The organism is Aeromonas sp. SCS5 (assembly GCF_001887375.1).
Classification (GTDB): domain Bacteria; phylum Pseudomonadota; class Gammaproteobacteria; order Enterobacterales; family Aeromonadaceae; genus Aeromonas; species Aeromonas jandaei.
On the sequence record NZ_LFCS01000003.1, the window covers coordinates 134,294 to 151,823 of the forward strand.

The 17,530-nt window shown below is 61.0% G+C and carries 23 protein-coding genes; 21 read left to right on the plus strand and 2 right to left on the minus strand.

From position 1 onward, the window contains the following. Positions 1-5: 5 nt before the first annotated feature. The gene (locus BS300_RS03680) at positions 6-467 is read right to left on the minus strand and encodes a YscO family type III secretion system apparatus protein (protein WP_071910849.1); all 462 of its coding nucleotides are present in this window, start codon (positions 465-467) and stop codon (positions 6-8) included. Continuing rightward, positions 464-1,786 (minus strand): SctN family type III secretion system ATPase AscN, encoded by a 1,323-nt coding sequence (ascN, locus tag BS300_RS03685; RefSeq protein WP_071910851.1) that lies wholly within the window; start codon positions 1,784-1,786, stop codon positions 464-466. The genes BS300_RS03680 and ascN overlap by 4 nt, the downstream gene beginning before the upstream one ends. A 191-nt stretch (positions 1,787-1,977) precedes the next feature. Between ascN and sctW the strand changes: the two genes are divergently transcribed. The 21 genes from sctW to BS300_RS03790 all read left to right on the plus strand — a co-directional run bounded on the left by sctW (position 1,978) and on the right by BS300_RS03790 (position 17,529). Further along, a complete protein-coding gene (sctW, locus tag BS300_RS03690; protein ID WP_042031505.1) occupies positions 1,978-2,856 on the plus strand; it encodes a type III secretion system gatekeeper subunit SctW in 879 nt (292 codons plus the stop codon). Continuing rightward, positions 2,837-3,118 (plus strand): TyeA family type III secretion system gatekeeper subunit, encoded by a 282-nt coding sequence (locus BS300_RS03695; RefSeq protein ID WP_033113178.1) that lies wholly within the window; start codon positions 2,837-2,839, stop codon positions 3,116-3,118. Before sctW ends, BS300_RS03695 begins: the two co-directional genes overlap by 20 nt. Continuing rightward, positions 3,115-3,486: a SycN family type III secretion system chaperone Acr2 gene (acr2, locus tag BS300_RS03700; RefSeq protein ID WP_071910853.1), complete on the plus strand. Its 372-nt coding sequence runs from the start codon at positions 3,115-3,117 to the stop codon at positions 3,484-3,486. The genes BS300_RS03695 and acr2 overlap by 4 nt, the downstream gene beginning before the upstream one ends. Continuing rightward, on the plus strand, positions 3,483-3,848 hold the full coding sequence (gene ascX, locus BS300_RS03705) for a type III secretion system protein AscX (protein WP_071910855.1): 366 nt from the start codon (positions 3,483-3,485) through the stop codon (positions 3,846-3,848). The genes acr2 and ascX overlap by 4 nt, the downstream gene beginning before the upstream one ends. A gap of 2 nt (positions 3,849-3,850) precedes the next feature. Continuing rightward, the gene (gene ascY / locus BS300_RS03710) at positions 3,851-4,195 is read left to right on the plus strand and encodes a type III secretion system chaperone AscY (protein WP_071910857.1); all 345 of its coding nucleotides are present in this window, start codon (positions 3,851-3,853) and stop codon (positions 4,193-4,195) included. After that, on the plus strand, positions 4,128-6,293 hold the full coding sequence (gene ascV / locus BS300_RS03715; RefSeq protein WP_275654872.1) for a SctV family type III secretion system export apparatus subunit AscV: 2,166 nt from the start codon (positions 4,128-4,130) through the stop codon (positions 6,291-6,293). The genes ascY and ascV overlap by 68 nt, the downstream gene beginning before the upstream one ends. Further along, positions 6,290-6,730: an LcrR family type III secretion system chaperone gene (locus BS300_RS03720; RefSeq protein WP_071910861.1), complete on the plus strand. Its 441-nt coding sequence runs from the start codon at positions 6,290-6,292 to the stop codon at positions 6,728-6,730. Before ascV ends, BS300_RS03720 begins: the two co-directional genes overlap by 4 nt. A 36-nt stretch (positions 6,731-6,766) precedes the next feature. Next, on the plus strand, positions 6,767-7,054 hold the full coding sequence (locus tag BS300_RS03725) for a type III secretion protein (RefSeq protein WP_269319547.1): 288 nt from the start codon (positions 6,767-6,769) through the stop codon (positions 7,052-7,054). Between the two features lie 9 nt (positions 7,055-7,063). Continuing rightward, entirely contained in the window at positions 7,064-7,924 is an 861-nt protein-coding gene (locus BS300_RS03730; RefSeq protein ID WP_071910864.1) for a virulence-associated V antigen, read from the plus strand. Positions 7,925-7,933: 9 nt separating this feature from the next. Next, positions 7,934-8,437, plus strand: a complete 504-nt coding sequence (locus tag BS300_RS03735) for a SycD/LcrH family type III secretion system chaperone (RefSeq protein WP_043850411.1) — start codon at positions 7,934-7,936, stop codon at positions 8,435-8,437. Further along, a complete protein-coding gene (gene aopB / locus BS300_RS03740; protein ID WP_071910866.1) occupies positions 8,418-9,590 on the plus strand; it encodes a type III secretion system translocon subunit AopB in 1,173 nt (390 codons plus the stop codon). The genes BS300_RS03735 and aopB overlap by 20 nt, the downstream gene beginning before the upstream one ends. A gap of 12 nt (positions 9,591-9,602) precedes the next feature. Next, a complete protein-coding gene (locus BS300_RS03745; RefSeq protein WP_071910868.1) occupies positions 9,603-10,493 on the plus strand; it encodes a YopD family type III secretion system translocon subunit in 891 nt (296 codons plus the stop codon). A 134-nt stretch (positions 10,494-10,627) separates the two neighbouring features. Continuing rightward, positions 10,628-11,071, plus strand: coding sequence for a type III secretion system chaperone (locus tag BS300_RS03750; RefSeq protein WP_033113167.1), 444 nt, complete (start codon positions 10,628-10,630; stop codon positions 11,069-11,071). Between the two features lie 2 nt (positions 11,072-11,073). After that, positions 11,074-11,307, plus strand: a complete 234-nt coding sequence (locus tag BS300_RS03755; RefSeq protein ID WP_071910870.1) for a T3SS regulon translocated regulator ExsE family protein — start codon at positions 11,074-11,076, stop codon at positions 11,305-11,307. After that, on the plus strand, positions 11,304-11,702 hold the full coding sequence (locus tag BS300_RS03760; protein WP_041208846.1) for a YscW family type III secretion system pilotin: 399 nt from the start codon (positions 11,304-11,306) through the stop codon (positions 11,700-11,702). Before BS300_RS03755 ends, BS300_RS03760 begins: the two co-directional genes overlap by 4 nt. 344 nt (positions 11,703-12,046) lie before the next feature. After that, positions 12,047-12,862 (plus strand): AraC family transcriptional regulator, encoded by an 816-nt coding sequence (locus BS300_RS03765; RefSeq protein WP_042031490.1) that lies wholly within the window; start codon positions 12,047-12,049, stop codon positions 12,860-12,862. A 120-nt stretch (positions 12,863-12,982) separates the two neighbouring features. Beyond that, entirely contained in the window at positions 12,983-13,798 is an 816-nt protein-coding gene (locus BS300_RS03770) for a T3SS regulon anti-activator ExsD domain-containing protein (protein WP_071910872.1), read from the plus strand. Positions 13,799-13,813: 15 nt separating this feature from the next. Further along, on the plus strand, positions 13,814-14,239 hold the full coding sequence (locus tag BS300_RS03775) for a YscB family type III secretion system chaperone (RefSeq protein ID WP_071910874.1): 426 nt from the start codon (positions 13,814-13,816) through the stop codon (positions 14,237-14,239). Next, positions 14,212-16,065 (plus strand): type III secretion system outer membrane ring subunit SctC, encoded by a 1,854-nt coding sequence (gene sctC / locus BS300_RS03780; protein WP_192849731.1) that lies wholly within the window; start codon positions 14,212-14,214, stop codon positions 16,063-16,065. The genes BS300_RS03775 and sctC overlap by 28 nt, the downstream gene beginning before the upstream one ends. After that, positions 16,062-17,363, plus strand: coding sequence for a type III secretion system inner membrane ring subunit SctD (gene sctD / locus BS300_RS03785; protein ID WP_071911346.1), 1,302 nt, complete (start codon positions 16,062-16,064; stop codon positions 17,361-17,363). The genes sctC and sctD overlap by 4 nt, the downstream gene beginning before the upstream one ends. Further along, on the plus strand, positions 17,326-17,529 hold the full coding sequence (locus BS300_RS03790; RefSeq protein ID WP_033113160.1) for an EscE/YscE/SsaE family type III secretion system needle protein co-chaperone: 204 nt from the start codon (positions 17,326-17,328) through the stop codon (positions 17,527-17,529). The genes sctD and BS300_RS03790 overlap by 38 nt, the downstream gene beginning before the upstream one ends. The last annotated feature ends 1 nt before the right edge of the window (position 17,530 follow it).

Here is a 17,530-nt window from a genome sequence, read left to right on the forward strand (position 1 = left end):
TCTGGTTACATCCTGATCTGCTGGCGGAACTCTTCCTGTTCCTGCTCTTCGTTGTAGTCGCGCAGGGCTTGCTGTGAGGCCAGCTCCTGACGGTGTAATTCGGCAAATTTCTGTTGCTGCTGGCGGGCGCGGTGTACCGCCTGCTGGCGCTCCTGCAAGCGGATGCGCTCTTCAGCCACCCGTTCGCCCTGTTCGGCGGCCAGTTGCTCAAGGTGGGCCTCTTTCTCCCGCAACAGGGCAACCTGTTGTTGCCACGCCTTGAGCCCCTTGCGATCGAGTTGCTCCGCCTGACAGATGGCAAATAGCCGATCTTCTTCGGCCTGCCGCCACTGGCGGTAGTCGAGACTCTCCTGCTCCGCTTCGCGCTGGCGGATGCGGGCGAGTTGCAGCCGGGCCTGTTGCGCGGCGAGCTGTTGCTCGGCTCGCTCCAGCCGCAGGTCTTTGATCCGTTGCAGGCGGCCAATCATCGGGTCAGCGCCTCCAGGGTGGCGAGAGCCTCGGGCAGTGAACTCGGCTCATGGGTGCCCTGTTTCAGCCACTGGCGAATGGCTTCGATACGGGTGATCGCCTCATCGGCCACCTTGTCCTGTCCCTTCTGGTATTCGCCGATCTGCAGCAGCAGTTCGACCTCTTCGTACTTGGCCAGCCAGCTGCGCAGGCGACCGGCTTGCGCCTGATGCTCGGGCGCGATGATCTGGTTCATCACCCGACTGGCAGAGCGCAGTACGTCGATGGCCGGGTAGTGGTTGGCCGCCGCCAGCTTGCGCGAGAGGATGATGTGGCCATCGAGGATCGAGCGGGTCTCGTCGGCCACCGGTTCGGTCATGTCATCCCCCTCCACCAGCACGGTATAGAGGGCGGTGATGGAGCCCTTGTCCGACTGACCGGCCCGCTCCATCAGGCGGGGCAGGGCGGCAAACACCGAGGGCGGATAGCCCCGTCGGGTCGGCGGTTCGCCGGCGGCCAGACCAATCTCGCGCTGGGCACGGGCAAAACGGGTGACGGAGTCCATCAACAGCAACACCCGCTTGCCCTGATCCCGGAAATATTCGGCGATGGAGGTGGCGACAAAGCCCGCCTTGGCGCGCTCCATGGCGGGGCGATCCGAGGTGGCCACCACCAGCACCGCCTTCTTGAGCCCCTCTTCCCCCAGATCTGCTTCGATAAACTCCCGCACCTCGCGGCCCCGTTCACCGATCAGCGCCAGCACGGTGACATCCACCTCGGCGCTGCGAATAAGCGACGCCAGCAGGGTACTTTTGCCGCCACCGGCGGCCGCGAAGATCCCCATCCGTTGCCCCTCGCCACAGGTGAGCAGACCGTCGATGGCGCGAATGCCCAGCGAAATGGGCTGCTCAATCCGCTTGCGACTCATGGGAGCGGGGGCATCGCGATAGACCGGATACCAGGCAGCTGGCTCCTGCTGCTGGCCGCCGCCAAAGGGGTTGCCAAGGCCATCGAGCACCTGACCGAGCAGGTGCTCACCAACCCCGACCTGATGCATGGCACCGGTCGGGCTCACCTCGGTGTTGGAGGAGATGCCGAACATCTCCCCCAGCGGGGTGAGCAGCGCCTGATGCTGGGCAAAGCCGATCACCTCTGCCTGCAGGGAGAGAGTGTTGTCGGGATTGCGCAGATGGCAGAGCTCGCCGATCCGCACGCCGGGCACCACCGCCTTGAGCAGGGTGCCGGTCACCTGGGTGACCCGGCCACGGATCTGGATCAGGCGGCACTCGTCGATGGCGTGACGCAGCTGGCCGGGAATGTGATCGAGGGAGAGGGACATCGGGAGATCTGCACCATTAAAAACGGTGGCCACTATAGGCGATGGGCGCACGCGGGGATTTCAGCGCGAGTCGGGACTTTTTAGAAAAGCGTTGCGAGCTGGCTAAAAATTCACGGCCGATTTTGGCATAGGCGCCCGAGGGCGATTTTTATAATGCCATCCTCGTCAATCCACTCATTACGGGAGCCGCCATGGCCACTATCCAGAGCAATCCCTATCTCCCCACCGCTCAACCTGAAGCCCGTGGCGCCGAGAATGCCCCCCGTCAGGTGCCCCTGCAGGGAGGACAGTTTCAGGGGGAGCAGGTCGTGCTGGCCAGCGCGACCCAGTCGCTGGGCGACATGGCAGAAGAGCTCACCTTCGTCTTTTCCGAGCGCTCCGAACTCTCCCTTGCCAAGCGCAAGCTGAGTGACAGTCAGGCCCGCATCAGCGAGATAGAGGCGCTGGTGGGGGACTACCTCGACAAGGTGCCGGAGCTCGAGCGCCAGCAGAAGATCAAGGAGATGATCAGCCACCTCGGCAGCGGCCGGCTGGCCAACCTCTCCCAGCTGCTGGCCTACCTCGAGAGCTACTCGGGGGAGGTTAGCGAGCAGTTCGAGGCACTTACCCAGGCACGCAAGGCCCTTGCCGGGCGCCCCGAAATGCGGGGTACGTTGGCACTTGTTGAACAGGCGCTGGCCAAACTGGCCGACGAGCAGGGCAGCGCCATCGTGCTGGGCGCCCGCATTACCGGCCCGGCTCAGGAGGCTGCCCGTGAGGGGCTCGGTCAGGTGCAGGATCTGCGGGATCTCTATCGCGATGCGGTGCAGGACTATCGCGCCCTCTCCACCGCCTGGCGCGATATTCATAGCCGTTTTGGCAACGGTGCGCTGGAGAAGGTGACCGGCTTCATGATGAAGGCCTTAAGCGCCGATCTCGACAGTCAGCAGCGCTGGCTCGACCCGGTCAAGCTGGAGCGGGTGATGAGCGACATGCACAAGCTGCGGCTGCTCAACACCCTCTCGGCCCAAGTGGACGAGTTGTGGCTGCGGGTGAAGGAGGGGGCGGCCCATGGCATACGGGCCTTCTGATCTGATGGGCGATCTCATTGCGCTGGTGGAGAAACGCTGGTCTTCGGTGCACGACGTGGAGCAGATCGGTGTCGCTCTGGAGCTGACGCAAACACATCAGCAGGTGCAGCTCTACCAGGAGCTCAAGCGGTTGATCCGCCTGCTGCCGGTGGAGCTGTTCAGCGAGGAGGATCAGCGCCAGAACCTGCTGCAGTGCTGTCAGGGGGCGCTCGATAACGCCATCGAGCGGGAAGAGGATGAGTTGTCCGGAGAGTCGTCATGAACTGGATTGAACCCCAGCTGGTGCAGTTTTGCCAGGATCTGGGCATCACCATCGGGGATAACCCCCACTACCTGATCCAGCTTGAGCTGGAGCAGAGCGGTACCCTGCAACTGGAGCGCCATCAGGGGCAACTGACGCTCTGGCTGGCCCGCACGCTGCCGTGGCACCAGAGCGGCGAGGCCATTCGCCGCGCCATGAGTTTCACAGCCGCCGCCCAGGCGCCCGCCCTGCCGGTGCGCTGCGGTTGGCTCGGGGAGGAGCGGCTGATCCTCTTCGTTACCCTCGATGAGCGGGCCGTGACCCTGCCGCTGCTCCATCAGGCGCTACGCACCCTGACCCGATTGCAACATGACGTGGTAGCGCCATGAGCCGGATCACCGCGGCCCATATCGGGATTGAGCAGCTCAGCGCCATCCGCCTCGACGAGCAGGAGCAGAGCCTGCCGGGGCGCTATGCCCTGCTGCCGGATGGCCACTCCATCGAACCTCACATCAGCAGACTTTATCCCGCCAATCTGGCGGAGCGCACCCTGCTCGACTTCGCCACCCCGGATCGCGGCTTTCACGATCTGCTGCGCCCGCGCGATTTTGCGCAGGCGATGGCGGGGCTGCGGGCCGTGCTGGTCGAAGGAACCACCCCCGAGCTGCAGGCGGCCAGTGAGCTGCTCGAGCAGCTGCACGGGGGTGAACAACTGATGCAGATGACCCTCCATCTGCTGCACAAGGTATGACCATGATCCTCTCGTCACAGCAGCAGGATGCGCTGCTGCTCACCGGCTGGCTGCACCTGCAGTATGGTCACCCCGATCGTGCCAGCACCCTGCTGGTGGCGTTGTTGCAGCTGCACCCCGCCAATCAGGCGGCCCGCCGCACTTTGCTGGTGGCCCTGCTCAGGCTGGGGTTTGGCGAAGAGGCGCTCGGTCATGCCGATCTGCTGATGGCAGAGGGGGAGGCCGACGGCCCGCTCTGGCTCTGCCGCAGCCGCGCCTGCCAGCTGGCAGGCCGGCTGGATGAAGCCCGTTTCGCCTATCAACAATATCTCGAACTGGAAGAGCAGAATGAACCAACGCTCCCTTGAGCTGCTGCGCCGGATCGGCGAGCGCAAGGACATCATGCTGGCGGTACTGCTGCTGGCCATCGTCTTCATGATGGTGTTGCCGCTGCCACCGGTGGCCCTCGATATTCTGATCGCCATCAACATGACCATCTCGGTGGTGTTGCTGATGATGGCGGTCTATATCAACTCGCCGCTGCAGTTCTCCGCCTTCCCGGCGGTGCTGCTCATCACCACCCTGTTCCGGCTTGCCCTCTCGGTGAGCACCACCCGGATGATCCTGCTGCAGGCTGATGCGGGCCAGATCGTCTACACCTTCGGCAACTTCGTGGTGGGGGGCAATCTGGTGGTGGGGATCGTCATCTTCCTCATCATCACCATCGTCCAGTTTCTGGTCATCACCAAGGGCTCGGAGCGGGTGGCAGAGGTAAGTGCCCGCTTCTCTCTCGATGCCATGCCCGGCAAGCAGATGAGCATCGATGGCGACATGCGCGCCGGAGTGATCGACGTCAACGAGGCGCGCGAGCGGCGCAGTGTCATCGAGAAAGAGAGCCAGATGTTCGGCTCCATGGATGGCGCCATGAAGTTCGTGAAGGGGGACGCCATCGCGGGCCTCATCATCATCTTCGTCAACATCCTCGGCGGGGTCACCATAGGGGTGACCCAGAAGGGGTTGTCGGCGGCCGATGCGCTGCAGCTCTACTCCATCCTGACGGTGGGGGATGGCATGGTCTCCCAGGTGCCGGCCCTGCTGATCGCCATCACCGCGGGCATTATCGTGACCCGGGTGTCGTCCGAAGAGTCCTCTGATCTCGGTTCCGATATCGGTGCCCAGGTGGTGGCCCAGCCCAAGGCGATGCTGATCGGCGGTCTGCTGCTGGTGCTGTTTGGCCTGATCCCGGGCTTCCCCATGCTCACCTTCTTCTCGCTGGCTGCTGTGGTGACGGCGGGGGGCTACTTTATCGGCCTGCGCCAGCACAAGGCGCAGAGTCAGCAGAGCCAGGATCTGCCCACCATGCTGGCACAGGGGGCCGGTGCCCCTGCCGCCCGCAGCAAGCCGAAGGCGGGCAGCAAACCGCGTGGCAAGCTGGGTGAAAAGGAGGAGTTTGCCATGACGGTGCCTCTGCTGATCGATGTGGATGCCGCCCTGCAGGCCGAGCTGGAGGCCATCGCCCTCAACGACGAGCTGGTGCGGGTGCGCCGTGCCCTCTATCTCGATCTCGGGGTGCCGTTCCCAGGCATTCACCTGCGTTTCAACGAGGGGATGGGGGCGGGCGAATACCTGATCCAGCTGCAGGAGGTGCCGGTGGCCCGCGGCCAGTTGCGGCCGGGCCATCTGCTGGTGCAGGAGAGCGCCTCCCAGCTCGATCTGCTGGGACTCGCCTACGAGGAGGGGACGCCGCTGTTGCCGGGGCAACCCACGCTTTGGGTGGCCAGCGAACATCAGGCTCGGCTCGACACCTCTCGCCTTGCGGCGCTCACCCCGGATCAGGTGATGACCTGGCACCTCTCCCATGTGCTGCGCGAATACGCCGAGGACTTCATCGGTATTCAGGAGACCCGCTATCTGCTGGAGCAGATGGAGGGGAGCTATGGCGAGCTGGTGAAGGAGGCGCAACGGATCATTCCGCTGCAACGGATGACCGAGATCCTGCAGCGGCTGGTGGGGGAGGATATCTCGATCCGCAACATGCGCGCCATTCTTGAGGCCATGGTGGAGTGGGGCCAGAAGGAGAAGGATGTGGTGCAGCTCACCGAGTACATCCGCAGCAGCCTCAAGCGCTACATCTGCTACAAGTACGCCAACGGCAACAACATCCTGCCCGCCTATCTGCTCGATCAGCAGGTGGAGGAGCAGATCCGCGGTGGCATTCGCCAGACCAGCGCCGGCAGCTATCTTGCCCTCGATCCCGCTGTGACCCAGGGCTTCCTTGATCAGGTGCGCCACACAGTGGGGGATCTGGCCCGGATGCAGAACAAGCCGGTGCTCATCGTCTCCATGGATATCCGCCGCTATGTGCGCAAGCTCATCGAAGGGGATTACCACGCCCTGCCGGTACTCTCCTATCAGGAGCTGACCCAGCAGATCAATATCCAGCCGCTTGGCAGGGTCTGCCTGTGAACGGCGATCCGCTCATCCCCTGGCTACAGGCCCGCGGCGTGACAGTGACTCCTCACCATCTGGGGGGGACCCCGATCCAGCTCGGCCATGCCCTGCACTATCGCCACATCTCTCTCGCCTGGCGGGTCGATAGCGACACGCGCCGGGTCTGGATCCTGCTGGTGCGCCGTGAGGGCGAGCGGGATGGTCTTGCCAACCCCTTTGCCGCCCTCTACCTGCTGGCGGAGGCGACGCTGGCGGTGCTGGGGGCGGGTTACGAGCTCTATGGCAACGTCGATGTGTTTCGTGGCAGCACCCTCAGCGCTGAGCGGCTGGGCCGCTTCTATCGCCACTGGACCGGCGCCAGCGAACCCGAACCTGGCTGGTTTGCGCTTGCGGCCGAGCAGGTCTGCTCCCTGCGTGAGATGCGAAAACGACAAAAGGACGGCCTTGCGTGACAGGCATGCCCAAAAGGGCCTCATAGAATAGGAGCCATGATGAAACAACCCCGTTTTGCCCACCATAGCGATGTGATCGAGCGAGCCGAACAGGCCATCGCCGACAGCGAGCAGCGCAATGCCCTGCTGCAGGAGATGCTGGCCGGCCTTGCGCTCTCGGAGCAGACCTGCCAGCTGCTGTTCAATGCACCCGGCGAACAGGTCGCCGTGGCCGAACAGGAGTTGCTGGCAGAGTTTCGCCGCAGGCAGGCGATGTTGCCGGAACAGCAGGGGGAGAGCCGCAAGAGCCGGCGCCCCACCATGATGCGTGGACTGATGATTTAAGGAGACGTGATGAGCATTATCTCTGATTACACCCGCAACAAAAATCATATCCAGATTGATCAGTGGCTAACCAGCGAGTCAGGCACCCTCAATGCAAAACAGCGGGCACTGGTCGACAAGCTGAAAGACAACGTCTCCATCAGCAAGGAGGATTCGACCAGGCTGACCCGGGCACAACTGGAGAGGCTGGTTGCCCGCTACCTGAGCAACGATGACGTGCTCGATGAGGTCAGCAAGCAAGTCGACACGCTGGTGCTACCGGTGGCGCTCCCCGATGTCGTGGCGCAGATCAGTCGCTATACCGATGATCGTATCGATCAGGAGGTCATCGACGCCTTCACCTGGGTGATGTTTACCCAGAACAACAAGCGTACCGGTATCAACGAAGAGCTCAAGGCGCTCACCGCAGAGCTGAAGATCTACGGGGTTATCCAGTCAGAGATCAACAAGGCGCTCTCTTCCTCATCCAGCCAGACCTTCAAGACAGATTTCAATCTGATGGATTACAAGCTTTATGGCTATGAGAACGACGCCAAGTTCCGCGAGGGACCCGAGTTCAAGCTGCTGGATCAGATGCCCAAGGACGCCTCGGGTCATGTGTCGGTCAAGACATTCCTCGAGAGCGACAAGAAGCAGAGTGGGTCGATGGCAGGGGTCGAGAACGAGTACAAGTACGACAAGGACAACAACAAGCTGGGCAACTTTGCCACCAGCGTGAGTGACCGCTCACGTCCGCTCAACGATCAGGTGAGCGAGAAGACCACCCGGCTCAACGATGTCAGCTCCCGCTACAACTCGGCCATCGAAGCCCTCAACCGTTTTATCCAGAAATACGACAGCATCATGCGCGACATTCTTGCCGCCCTTTAAGGAGATTACATGCAGACCGACACCACCCTGACCCCGGAGTATGAAGCCGAACTGGAGTCCTTCCTTGCCGATGGCGGCACCATCGCCATGTTGAAGGATATCTCCGGCGATACCCTGGAGCAGCTCTATGCGCTGGCATTCGGGCAGTACCAGTCAGGCAAGTGGCAAGATGCCCACAAGATTTTCCAGGCCCTCTGCATGCTGGATCACTACGAGCCGCGTTATTTCCTCGGGCTCGGTGCCTGCCGTCAGGCGATGGGTGAGTACGAAACGGCAGTTCAGAGCTACAGCTTCGGCGCCATGCTCGATTTGAAAGATCCCCGTTTCCCGTTTCATGCAGCCGAGTGCCGGTTGCAACAGGGGGATTTGACAGGGGCCGAGAGTGGCTTCCACTCGGCCCACCTGCTGGCGGGCAGCGACCCGCAGCTGGCTGATCTGGCAGCAAGCGCCAAGGTCATGTTGGAAGCCATCGCAATCAGAAGGGATCAGCAAGATGAACCCGATCAGCAATGAAAGAAGCGTTTCCCCGCTGGGAAACATCGGTAATGTAGCTGGCTTGCAGCCAGCTGCCGAGCCGCGCAGTGAAACCCGGCTCGATGCCGCGGTTACGCAGGCGAGCGGTGCAGCCCGCACCGCCGGTGTCGCTCTGACTCCGCCGCTGGCGGCAAGTAATGATCGTCCCGGCCAGAAAGTGCTGGCAGAGATCAGCCGGCTGGTTCGCGAGACCGTGGAGAACAGCGGCAAGCTGTTGCCCCGCGTCGGCGCTCTGGTGACGGCGGCCTTTACCTCGCCGGCCGCCTTCGAGATTGAGCTGGGCAAGCTCACCAGCGATCTGGAGCGGACCCAGACCAAGCTGAAGCTCGACGATATCAAGCGCGCTCGTGAATTGAACGAGAAGAAGATTGGCGAGAACCAGGAGAAGATCAAAGAGGCTGAGGAGAGTGCCAAGGAGGCCAAGAAAGCGGGCATCTTCGGCAAGATTTTTGGCTGGCTCAGCGCCATCGCATCTGTGGTTATCGGCGCCATCATGGTGGCGACCGGGGTGGGTGCTGCCGCTGGCGCCCTGATGATCGCCGCCGGCGTGGTCGGCATGGTCAATATGGCTGTGCAGCATGCCGCCGAAGCAGGCCTGATCTCCAAGGAGGTGATGGAGAAGCTGGGGCCTGCTCTGATGGGGATCGAAATAGCCCTTGCCGTCATTTCCATGGTGGCCAGCTTCGGTTCCTCCATCGGTAGCCTCATTACCAAGGTGGGGGCGAAAATTGGCGGGACGGCTGCGGAGATGAGCGCCAAGCTGGTGACCAAAGTGGGTGATCTGGCTGGTCGATTTGCGGCCAAGGGGTCAGTCGAGGCGATGAAACTGGCAGGCAATACGGCCAAGGTGATGAAGATGGGCACCCAGGGTACCGACGTGTTGCTCGATGTGAGCGGTGGGGTGACCAAATCGGTTCAGTCATCCAAAGAGTCTGCTGCGCTTTATGCGCAGGCCGATTTGCAACAGAGCAAGAGCGAGATGACCCAGTTGCAGGCGGTGATCGACAAGCTCAAGGAGGCTATCTCACAGATCATGGAGGCGTTCCAGCAGACCATGGAGATGATCTTCGAGATGATCAGTGCCAGAGGCGAGATGATGAGCAATCTTGCCCGCAGACCAGCCGCCATATAAGGAGATGGATCTATGAGCATTAACGAGAGCACTTTCAATCCGATTCGTACAAATTCCCTGTTGAGTGAAGGGATCGAGCAGCCCCTTGCAACAGGCCGTAGTGAGACGACCCATGCGGCCGGCAATGTCACCTCCGGCAGTGAGGTCAAGCGTCAGGGCGGCCCCGAGTTGCCTGCCCCGACCCAGCGTCTGGACGGTGCCAAGCTGGAACAGGCCCGAGCGGTGCTCAACGATACTCTCGACCTGATGTCGCAGCTCTTCCAGCTCGCTCGTCTGGCGCGCCAGATGGGACTGACCCAGCGCGACATGGAGAACCAGCAGGTGATCGACAGCCAGAAAGCGCAGGTCGCCGAGATGCGCAGCGGCGCCAAGTTGATGATCGTCATGGCGGTGGTATCCGGTGTAATGGCCGGTTTTTCGGCCATTACCGGAGGATTCTCCCTGAGCAAGTCTGCCAAGGCGATCAAGCAGGACAAGGCGCTCAATGCCAATATTGCCGGGCGCCAGCAGGAGCTGAAGCAGATAGGGGATATCAAGAAGTCTGCTGGCCTCGAGATGGGGGACGCGGGACAAGAACTGACGGCAAGGATCAAAAACGACAAGGCCACTCTCAAGACGCTGAACAAGTCGTTTGATGCCAATAACAGCCGACAACAGATTGCCAGTACCGTGATCCAGTCCATCGGGCAGATGAGCAACTCGGCGGTGCAGGTTGCCCAGGGCGAGAGCCAGGCGACGGCCAAGGAAGATGAAGTCAAGGCGACCATCAGCCAGACCGAGAAGCAGAAGATTGAAGACAACATGGCCTTCAACGCCAACTTCATGAAGGATGTGCTGCAGCTGATGCAGCAGTACTCCCAGACCCTCAACCAGACGCTCAAGGCAGCCTTCGGGGTTGCTTGACGCGAGCAGGCAGCAAGGCGCCCGACGGGCGCCTTTTTCGTGTGCCGACCACTTTTCTTAAAAGAGCCGCCTCTGAGTGACAGCCGCCATCGGGATGGCGAGCTACCATCCTCTCCTCTCTGCTGGAGGAAATCATGGACGCCACTGTCATCATCAATCGGCTGCTCGCCGAGTTTGCCACCAAATATGGTTTGCCCTCCCTGACCCTGAACCGGGAGGGGGTGGCAGCACTCTGTTTTGACGAGCACTTGCAGCTCTCTCTCATTCTGGTGCCCGAACGGGATCACCTGGTGATGCAGGTCGATGTGGCCGAATTGCATCAGGTGGGTGAGGGGATCTTTCGCCAGTTGGCCAGCTTCAACCGCAACTGGTATCAGTTCAATCTCCACTTTGGTTTTGATGAAGAGAGCCTGACGGTGCAACTCTACCGCCAGATGTCGGCCTCGCGGCTGACCCTGACCCAGCTGGAAGAGAGTCTGGCCAGCATGCTGGAGCACGCCGAATTCTGGCAGGAGCTGCTGCAGCCACGACCTGGTCCGGTCAGCAAGAGTGACGAGGTGATGGGAGTACGGGTGTGACCATGAAGATCCAGGAATCGAGCACCAGCCAGCTGGCATCTGCGGCAGAACGCTCTGCGACGGGTTGCTTTGCCGGTAGGGCCGTGAGCGGCCGTGATGCGTTGGTTGAACCTGTGCCGCTGGCGGCGGCATTGCGCCGCACTCTTGCACTGAGCAGAGCGCAGGAGCAGATGCTGGATCGCCTGCAGCAGGGCGAGCACAAGCCGCTGACCGAGAGAAGGATCCGGTTGTTATGAGAACGCTGCTCTTGCTCGCGCTGCTGACTCTCGGTGGCTGCGTCAGCACCACAGTTGTCCCTCCTGTGTCGCAGAGCCTGACAGGGGAGGTGCACCTCAATGCCGATTTACCTCGCCCTGCCACCGTGGAGGTGACCGTTCTGAGCGTGATGGAAGGACGGCCATTGCAGGTAGCCTCAACCCGTTATGAGCTGACCATGCTGCCTCTGGTTTTTGATATGCGGCTGACGCCTCTGCAGTGGGGAGAGGGTGAACTCTATGTGCGTACCCGGTTGCGGTTTATTGGCAATGGCGCGATTCAGGCAACGGCTCAGCAAAAAGTTTTTAAGGTTTTAAATAGTCGCCCATTGGTAATTTCATTGCAGCCACGCCCTTGTTATCCATTGTGTCAATAATAAGCCGTATCTAATAAACAAGCTGGAAATCAACTGGTTATTAATTTATCAGCTGGGTTGCAGCGTTTCTTTCTGTAACGAACTATTTAATGACGTAAGAAAAAGGCCTGATAAATGCGTTATCAATTGTATCAGTAGTGTCATGACTCTAATTTTTGGCTGGTTTTTATGCTGGTGATTGTTGTAGGATTTTCTTCTGATTTAAGTGTTGATTAAATTCATGGTCATCACTTAATGATGACATTCATAACTAAGAAAAATAAACACCAATAATAAACCACCCGGACGGAGCCTTTTGCTGCCGAGGTGCTACTTGCAATACACGCAGATTCAGGAAAACAAAAATGAAGGGCATTACAACCACAGAGAAGGGCGATATGGCCCTGCTCCAGTGGTGCATGTCTGCTTTCAGCGTCATTGAACACCGCCAGGAGGGAATATATGTTCTCCTGGATGGCGCGATGAGCTGGCAGGACTGCACCGATACCTATGAGTTATCCCCCAACGAATTGATATTCGTGCGCCGTGGCAGCTATGCGGTTGCGACTGGCGACGAGCCTTGCCACTTGCTCTGGATCCCCCTTTCCAACTCCTTTTTGCAGGGTTTTCTGCAGCGTTTCGGTTCACTGCTGAGCGAGGTCAGCCGGGTTGAGGGGATTGCTCCCAGCCTGCTGCCGTTTCATGCATCCCCTCTGATCAACCAGTCCATCCAGGGCTTGCAGGGGTTGATCGAGCATGAACATCCTCCCGAATTGGCCCGGTTGCGAACCGAAGAGCTGCTTTTTCTGCTCGCCTTTGGCGAACAGGGACCGCAATTGATGTCTATTTTGCGCCAGCTGAGCAATCGCCAGGTCGAGCGGTTGCAGCAGTTCATGGAAAAACATTATCTGATGGAGTGGAAGCTCAGCGAATTTGCCAAAGAGTTCGGCATGGGGCTGACTACATTCAAGGAGTTGTTTGGCGCAATATATGGCGTATCACCCCGAGCCTGGATCAGCGAACAGCGGATCCTCTACGCTCATCAGTTATTACTCAATAGCGAGATGAGCATCGTCGATATTGCGATGGAGGCGGGATTCTCCAGCCAGTCCTATTTCACCCAGAGTTATCGGCGCCGTTTTGGCTGTACTCCTAGCCGTGCCCGTCATGGCAAAGATTAACGCCGGACTAAAATAATCTGACGTTTTTTATAAGTCGCAGGGCATCGCCATGGGTAGAATAGCCAGCATACCGAAACATTATTCCATAAATTGCCCGCAGCAAGATGAGCAAGGCATAGCATGAGTCAGCAAGATCACACATCACCCAATCAGGGCCTCTTTGCAGGTCGCCGGGTTGCCGTTGTCCAGCCAGAGAGCCTCAACCTGGCCCAGCTGGTGGGACGACAGTCCGTGCTCCGTTATCAGGACGCCGGCGTGATCAGCTCCCAGCAGATGGCGTTGCTGCAGCGTCTGCTGCCAAGGACCCGTCTGGAGCGCCTGCTCGGGTCCATCTGGTTTCAGCGTCGTCTCGATATTGCGCTGGCCGTCTCCCGTGATGAGCTGCAACAGCTGCTGCGCCTTGCTGGCAGTGAGCGTGATGACTGGTTGCAGCAACTGGGGGATAACATCAATCTGGCTGATCCGCAGCGGCTGTGGCACTGGGTGCTTTATCCCCTCCACCGCTGGTGGGTACAGCGTCTGGAGCCGCTGTATGGCGCCTGGCTCAATGAGCTGGATCAACTGCAGTTGATGCGCCGTCAGCTCCATGCCCAGTCCATCTTCTGGCAAACTGTGGTCGATGTACCATCCGGCCTCGAGCGCCGGATTGCCGAACAGCTCGCCAGCGTGAGCGAACGCGAGCAGGAGCTGGCGCAGTTGCAGGTGCAGTGTGAAGCGCGGTTGCAACAGGCCTGGCCGGCCTGGTACGCAGAGCAGGGGCAGCAGGTCCCCTTTGAGCGGCTGCTGCCGGTGCCGCTTGAGCTTGGCACCTGCTGGCAAGCCCTGCAGGCACTGCCCGACGATGCCGTTGCTGGCGACACACTGCATGAGTGGCTGGCGGGCCGGGGCATCGCCCTCGCTCAGGATCACTTCTACTGGCAGCCTCCCGCGCCCTAGATAGCCCGAGGAACTATGCAAACGCTACTGAATCGATTGGCCACAAAACTTGGCCAAGGGCCTTTTGTTGCCGACGTACAGGGTAGATACCATCTGCGACTCGATGGTTATCCCCTCTTTTTGACCCCCGGAGCGAGCGAGTTGCTGCTCAGCACCCCTCTCACCTCAACCCGTCACCGTGAGGGGGAGAGCCATGATCCGGCCCTGCTCAAGCACCTGTTGCAACAGGTAGTGGCCTGGGGGCGTCACACCCCGCATGCCCTGGTGCTGGATGAGCTGGGCAACCTGCAGCTGGAAGCCAGGTTGGCGCTGGAGTGGCTCGACGAAGCACAACTGGAGCTCAGGATTAGCCAGCACATCACCCTGCTGGAGCGGCTGGAGCCCCAGCTGACCGAGGCTGCGCTGGCCCCGCAATGGAGACAGATGATATGGCACCCTTGAGCGTGCAAAGAGTGATCCGCCCGCTCTGCTGGCTGGTGCTGGTCTGTATGGCCTGGCAGCGTCCGCTGGTGGCGCAGGAGCTCGACTGGGTGCCCATGCCCTACAGCTATGTGGCGGAGGGGGAGAGCCTGCGGGATGTGCTGGTCAACTTCGGGGCCAACTATGAGGTCTCCGTGGTCGTCAGCGACAAGGTCAACGATCAGGTCAACGGCCAGTTCGAGCACGACGAGCCGCTCACCTTCCTGCAGCAACTTGCTTCTCTTTACAACCTGGTCTGGTACTACGACGGCAACGTGCTCTACGTCTTCAAGAACAGCGAAGTGCAGTCTCGCCTCATCAATCTGGAACAGACCGGTGCCGCCGAGCTGAAACAGGCGCTGCAGAGGGCCGGAATCTGGGAACCCCGCTTTGGCTGGCGACCCGATGCCGATAACCGGCTGGTCTATGTCTCGGGCCCGCCGCGCTATCTCGAACTCATCGAGCAGACGGCGGTGGCACTGGAGCAGCAGTCCCAACTGCGCAGCGAGAAGACCGGGCCGCTCGCCATCGAGATCTTCCCGCTCAAATATGCCTCCGCTACCGATCGCTCCATCCAGTATCGCGACACCAGCGTCGATGCCCCCGGCGTGGCAACCATCCTTTCCCGACTGCTCTCCGATGCGGGTGTACAGATGGTGAACGGCGAGGGGAGCAAGGGGGGGCAAGTTGCCTCCGGTCAGGCCATCGTACAGGCCGACCCCTCTCTCAACGCCGTGATTGTGCGCGATGCACCGGAGCGGATGGCGATGTACGGCAAGCTGATTGCGGCGCTAGACAAACCGGCGGCCCGCATCGAAGTGGCCCTCTCCATCATCGACATCAATGCCGAGGATCTCTCCCAGCTCGGGGTGGACTGGCGTGTGGGGATCCGCACCGGATCCAACCAGCAGGTGATCATCAAGACCACCGGCGATCGCAAGGGCATTGAAGGGGGCGCCGCTCTCGGCAGTCTGGTGGATTCCAAAGGGCTCGATTATCTGCTGGCCCGGGTCAATCTGCTGGAGAACGAGGGCAATGCCCAGGTGGTCTCCCGCCCGACCCTGCTGACCCAGGAGAATACCCAGGCGGTGATCGACCACAGCGAAACCTACTACGTCAAGATCAGTGGGGAGCGGGTGGCAGAACTGAAGGACATTACCTACGGCACCATGTTGCGGATGACGCCACGGGTGATCCAGATGGGCGACAAGCCCGAGATCAGCCTGAGCCTCCATATCGAGGATGGCAATCAGAAGCCAAACAGCTCCGGCATCGACGGCATCCCGACCATCAGCCGTACCGTGGTGGACACCATCGCCCGGGTCGGCCACGGCCAGAGCCTGCTGATCGGCGGTATCTACCGCGACGAGATGAGTGAAAACCTGAGCAAGGTGCCTTTCCTCGGCGACATCCCCTATCTGGGAGCGCTGTTTCGCAGCAAGGAGACCCAGACCCGTCGTTCTGTGCGGCTCTTTATCATTGAGCCTCGTCTGATCGATGACGGTATCGCCCACTATCTGGCGCTGGGCAATGGCCAGGATCTGCGCGCCGGAGTGCTGGGTGTCGACGAGATTTCCAACCAGAGCCTCTCCCTTGGCAAGGTGCTGGGCGGCGCCCAGTGCCAGCCGCTGGCAGCAGCGCGGGATGTGCAGAAACTGCTGCGTCAGGGGGGCAAGAGCTCCGCCCTTACCCAGTGCCGGATGGGCAATGAGCTGGGCTGGCGTCTGGTCGAGATGGCGAAGGATCAAAAATGCACCCCGGCGGCCAGCTGGTGCATGCAGGCGTCCCCGACCGGAGCTGGTCGATGAGCTGGAAGTGCCGCGTATATCGCGGGCTTAACCGCGGGGTAGAGGTAGCCCTGCCCGAAGGGCGTCTGGTCATCGGCTCCGATCCGCTGCTGGCCGATCTGGTGCTGGTGGACGAGGGGATGGCTGCCGAGCATCTGGTGCTGCTGGTGTCGGCCGAAGGGATCAACCTGCAGGGTTGGGCTGAGGGCATCACGCCAACTCAGGATGGCGCGGCACTGGAGGCAGGTGCCCAGCTGATGGCCGGTACCCGGCTGGAGGCTGGCCCCCTGCTCTGGAGTTTTTGCGACAGCAGCCGATCTCTGCCCGAACAGCTGGAAGCGTTGCCTGCCATGGCGGCACCGGCGCGACCACGACGGCGTGCCGGCAGTGCCGAGTGGTGGCTGGTTGGCCTCTGCCTGTCGCTGGTCATGGCGGTGGTTGTGATGCTTGGCCACGGCTGGTGGCAGGGGAGCAGCGAGAGCGATACCGCTCGCAATGAGCAGGAGCTCAAGCGCTTTCTGGCCGCGCCAGCCTATCGCCAGGTGGTGCTCAACAGCAGTGACCCCGAACTATGGCTGCTCTCTGGTTATGTGGATGAAAACGGCAACCGCCTCGCCCTGCAGCAGTATCTCGATGGCAAGGGGCTCAGCTATCGCCTCGACCTGCGCACCATGGAGGATCTGCGTCAGGGCGCCGGGTTCATCCTGCAAAAACTCGGTTACGAGCAGTTGCAGATCCGCAATGGCAAGGAGCCAGGCTGGCTGCGCTTGAGCGGAGCCATCAGTGCGCAGGATGAACGCTGGAACAGCATTGAATCCCTGCTCAAGCAGGAGGTGCCGGGGCTACTCGGCATCGAAAACCGGGTGCAGGTAGCCGGAGCACATCGCAAGCGACTCGATGCCATGTTGCAGGAGCAGGGACTGGCCGGTTTGCTGCGGGTGAGTGAATCGCGCGACCGGATCGAGCTGTCAGGTCAGCTGGATGAGGCGAGATTGGCGCAATTTCAGCAACTGCAGTTGCAGTTTCGCCGCGAGTTCGGCTCTCACCCCATGCTGGAGCTGATCAACCAGAGCCGAACGCCCCGTCAGGATGAGCTGGAGTTCGAGGTGCGCAGTGTCTCCCTCGGTCGGGTGCCCTACGTCACCCTGGCCGACAACCGCCGCTACCCGGTCGGAGGGGCGACAGCCAACGGAGTTCGCATCCTCTCTATCCAGCGCGATGCGGTGGTGGTGAGCAAGGGCAAGCAGCAATACATCGTCAGATTGAAAGGGGGCGAAAGCCATGATGACCAGTTTGGAAACGCGACTGTCCGGCGCTGATCCCGCCTTCGCCCGCGCGCTGCAGGAGCAGCTGGTGCAGGCGTTGGGGGAGGTCAAGCGCCAGCTGATGCGCGGGGGATCTCCGCAGCAGTACCGGCAGTGGCAACAGGAAGCGGACGCCATCGAGGCGGGCATGCAGATACTTGAGCAGATCAAAGGAGCATAAG

What these genes read in the sequence shown, in the direction of transcription:
- BS300_RS03680 (WP_071910849.1), bottom strand. Translation starts at nt 467, where the DNA reads ATGATTGGCCGCCTGCAACGGATCAAAGACCTGCGGCTGGAGCGAGCC.
- ascN (WP_071910851.1), bottom strand. Translation starts at nt 1,786, where the DNA reads ATGTCCCTCTCCCTCGATCACATTCCCGGCCAGCTGCGTCACGCCATC.
- sctW (WP_042031505.1), top strand. Translation starts at nt 1,978, where the DNA reads ATGGCCACTATCCAGAGCAATCCCTATCTCCCCACCGCTCAACCTGAA.
- BS300_RS03695 (WP_033113178.1), top strand. Translation starts at nt 2,837, where the DNA reads ATGGCATACGGGCCTTCTGATCTGATGGGCGATCTCATTGCGCTGGTG.
- acr2 (WP_071910853.1), top strand. Translation starts at nt 3,115, where the DNA reads ATGAACTGGATTGAACCCCAGCTGGTGCAGTTTTGCCAGGATCTGGGC.
- ascX (WP_071910855.1), top strand. Translation starts at nt 3,483, where the DNA reads ATGAGCCGGATCACCGCGGCCCATATCGGGATTGAGCAGCTCAGCGCC.
- ascY (WP_071910857.1), top strand. Translation starts at nt 3,851, where the DNA reads ATGATCCTCTCGTCACAGCAGCAGGATGCGCTGCTGCTCACCGGCTGG.
- ascV (WP_275654872.1), top strand. Translation starts at nt 4,128, where the DNA reads ATGAAGCCCGTTTCGCCTATCAACAATATCTCGAACTGGAAGAGCAGA.
- BS300_RS03725 (WP_269319547.1), top strand. Translation starts at nt 6,767, where the DNA reads ATGATGAAACAACCCCGTTTTGCCCACCATAGCGATGTGATCGAGCGA.
- BS300_RS03730 (WP_071910864.1), top strand. Translation starts at nt 7,064, where the DNA reads ATGAGCATTATCTCTGATTACACCCGCAACAAAAATCATATCCAGATT.
- BS300_RS03735 (WP_043850411.1), top strand. Translation starts at nt 7,934, where the DNA reads ATGCAGACCGACACCACCCTGACCCCGGAGTATGAAGCCGAACTGGAG.
- aopB (WP_071910866.1), top strand. Translation starts at nt 8,418, where the DNA reads ATGAACCCGATCAGCAATGAAAGAAGCGTTTCCCCGCTGGGAAACATC.
- BS300_RS03745 (WP_071910868.1), top strand. Translation starts at nt 9,603, where the DNA reads ATGAGCATTAACGAGAGCACTTTCAATCCGATTCGTACAAATTCCCTG.
- BS300_RS03750 (WP_033113167.1), top strand. Translation starts at nt 10,628, where the DNA reads ATGGACGCCACTGTCATCATCAATCGGCTGCTCGCCGAGTTTGCCACC.
- BS300_RS03755 (WP_071910870.1), top strand. Translation starts at nt 11,074, where the DNA reads ATGAAGATCCAGGAATCGAGCACCAGCCAGCTGGCATCTGCGGCAGAA.
- BS300_RS03760 (WP_041208846.1), top strand. Translation starts at nt 11,304, where the DNA reads ATGAGAACGCTGCTCTTGCTCGCGCTGCTGACTCTCGGTGGCTGCGTC.
- BS300_RS03765 (WP_042031490.1), top strand. Translation starts at nt 12,047, where the DNA reads ATGAAGGGCATTACAACCACAGAGAAGGGCGATATGGCCCTGCTCCAG.
- BS300_RS03770 (WP_071910872.1), top strand. Translation starts at nt 12,983, where the DNA reads ATGAGTCAGCAAGATCACACATCACCCAATCAGGGCCTCTTTGCAGGT.
- BS300_RS03775 (WP_071910874.1), top strand. Translation starts at nt 13,814, where the DNA reads ATGCAAACGCTACTGAATCGATTGGCCACAAAACTTGGCCAAGGGCCT.
- sctC (WP_192849731.1), top strand. Translation starts at nt 14,212, where the DNA reads ATGGAGACAGATGATATGGCACCCTTGAGCGTGCAAAGAGTGATCCGC.
- sctD (WP_071911346.1), top strand. Translation starts at nt 16,062, where the DNA reads ATGAGCTGGAAGTGCCGCGTATATCGCGGGCTTAACCGCGGGGTAGAG.
- BS300_RS03790 (WP_033113160.1), top strand. Translation starts at nt 17,326, where the DNA reads ATGATGACCAGTTTGGAAACGCGACTGTCCGGCGCTGATCCCGCCTTC.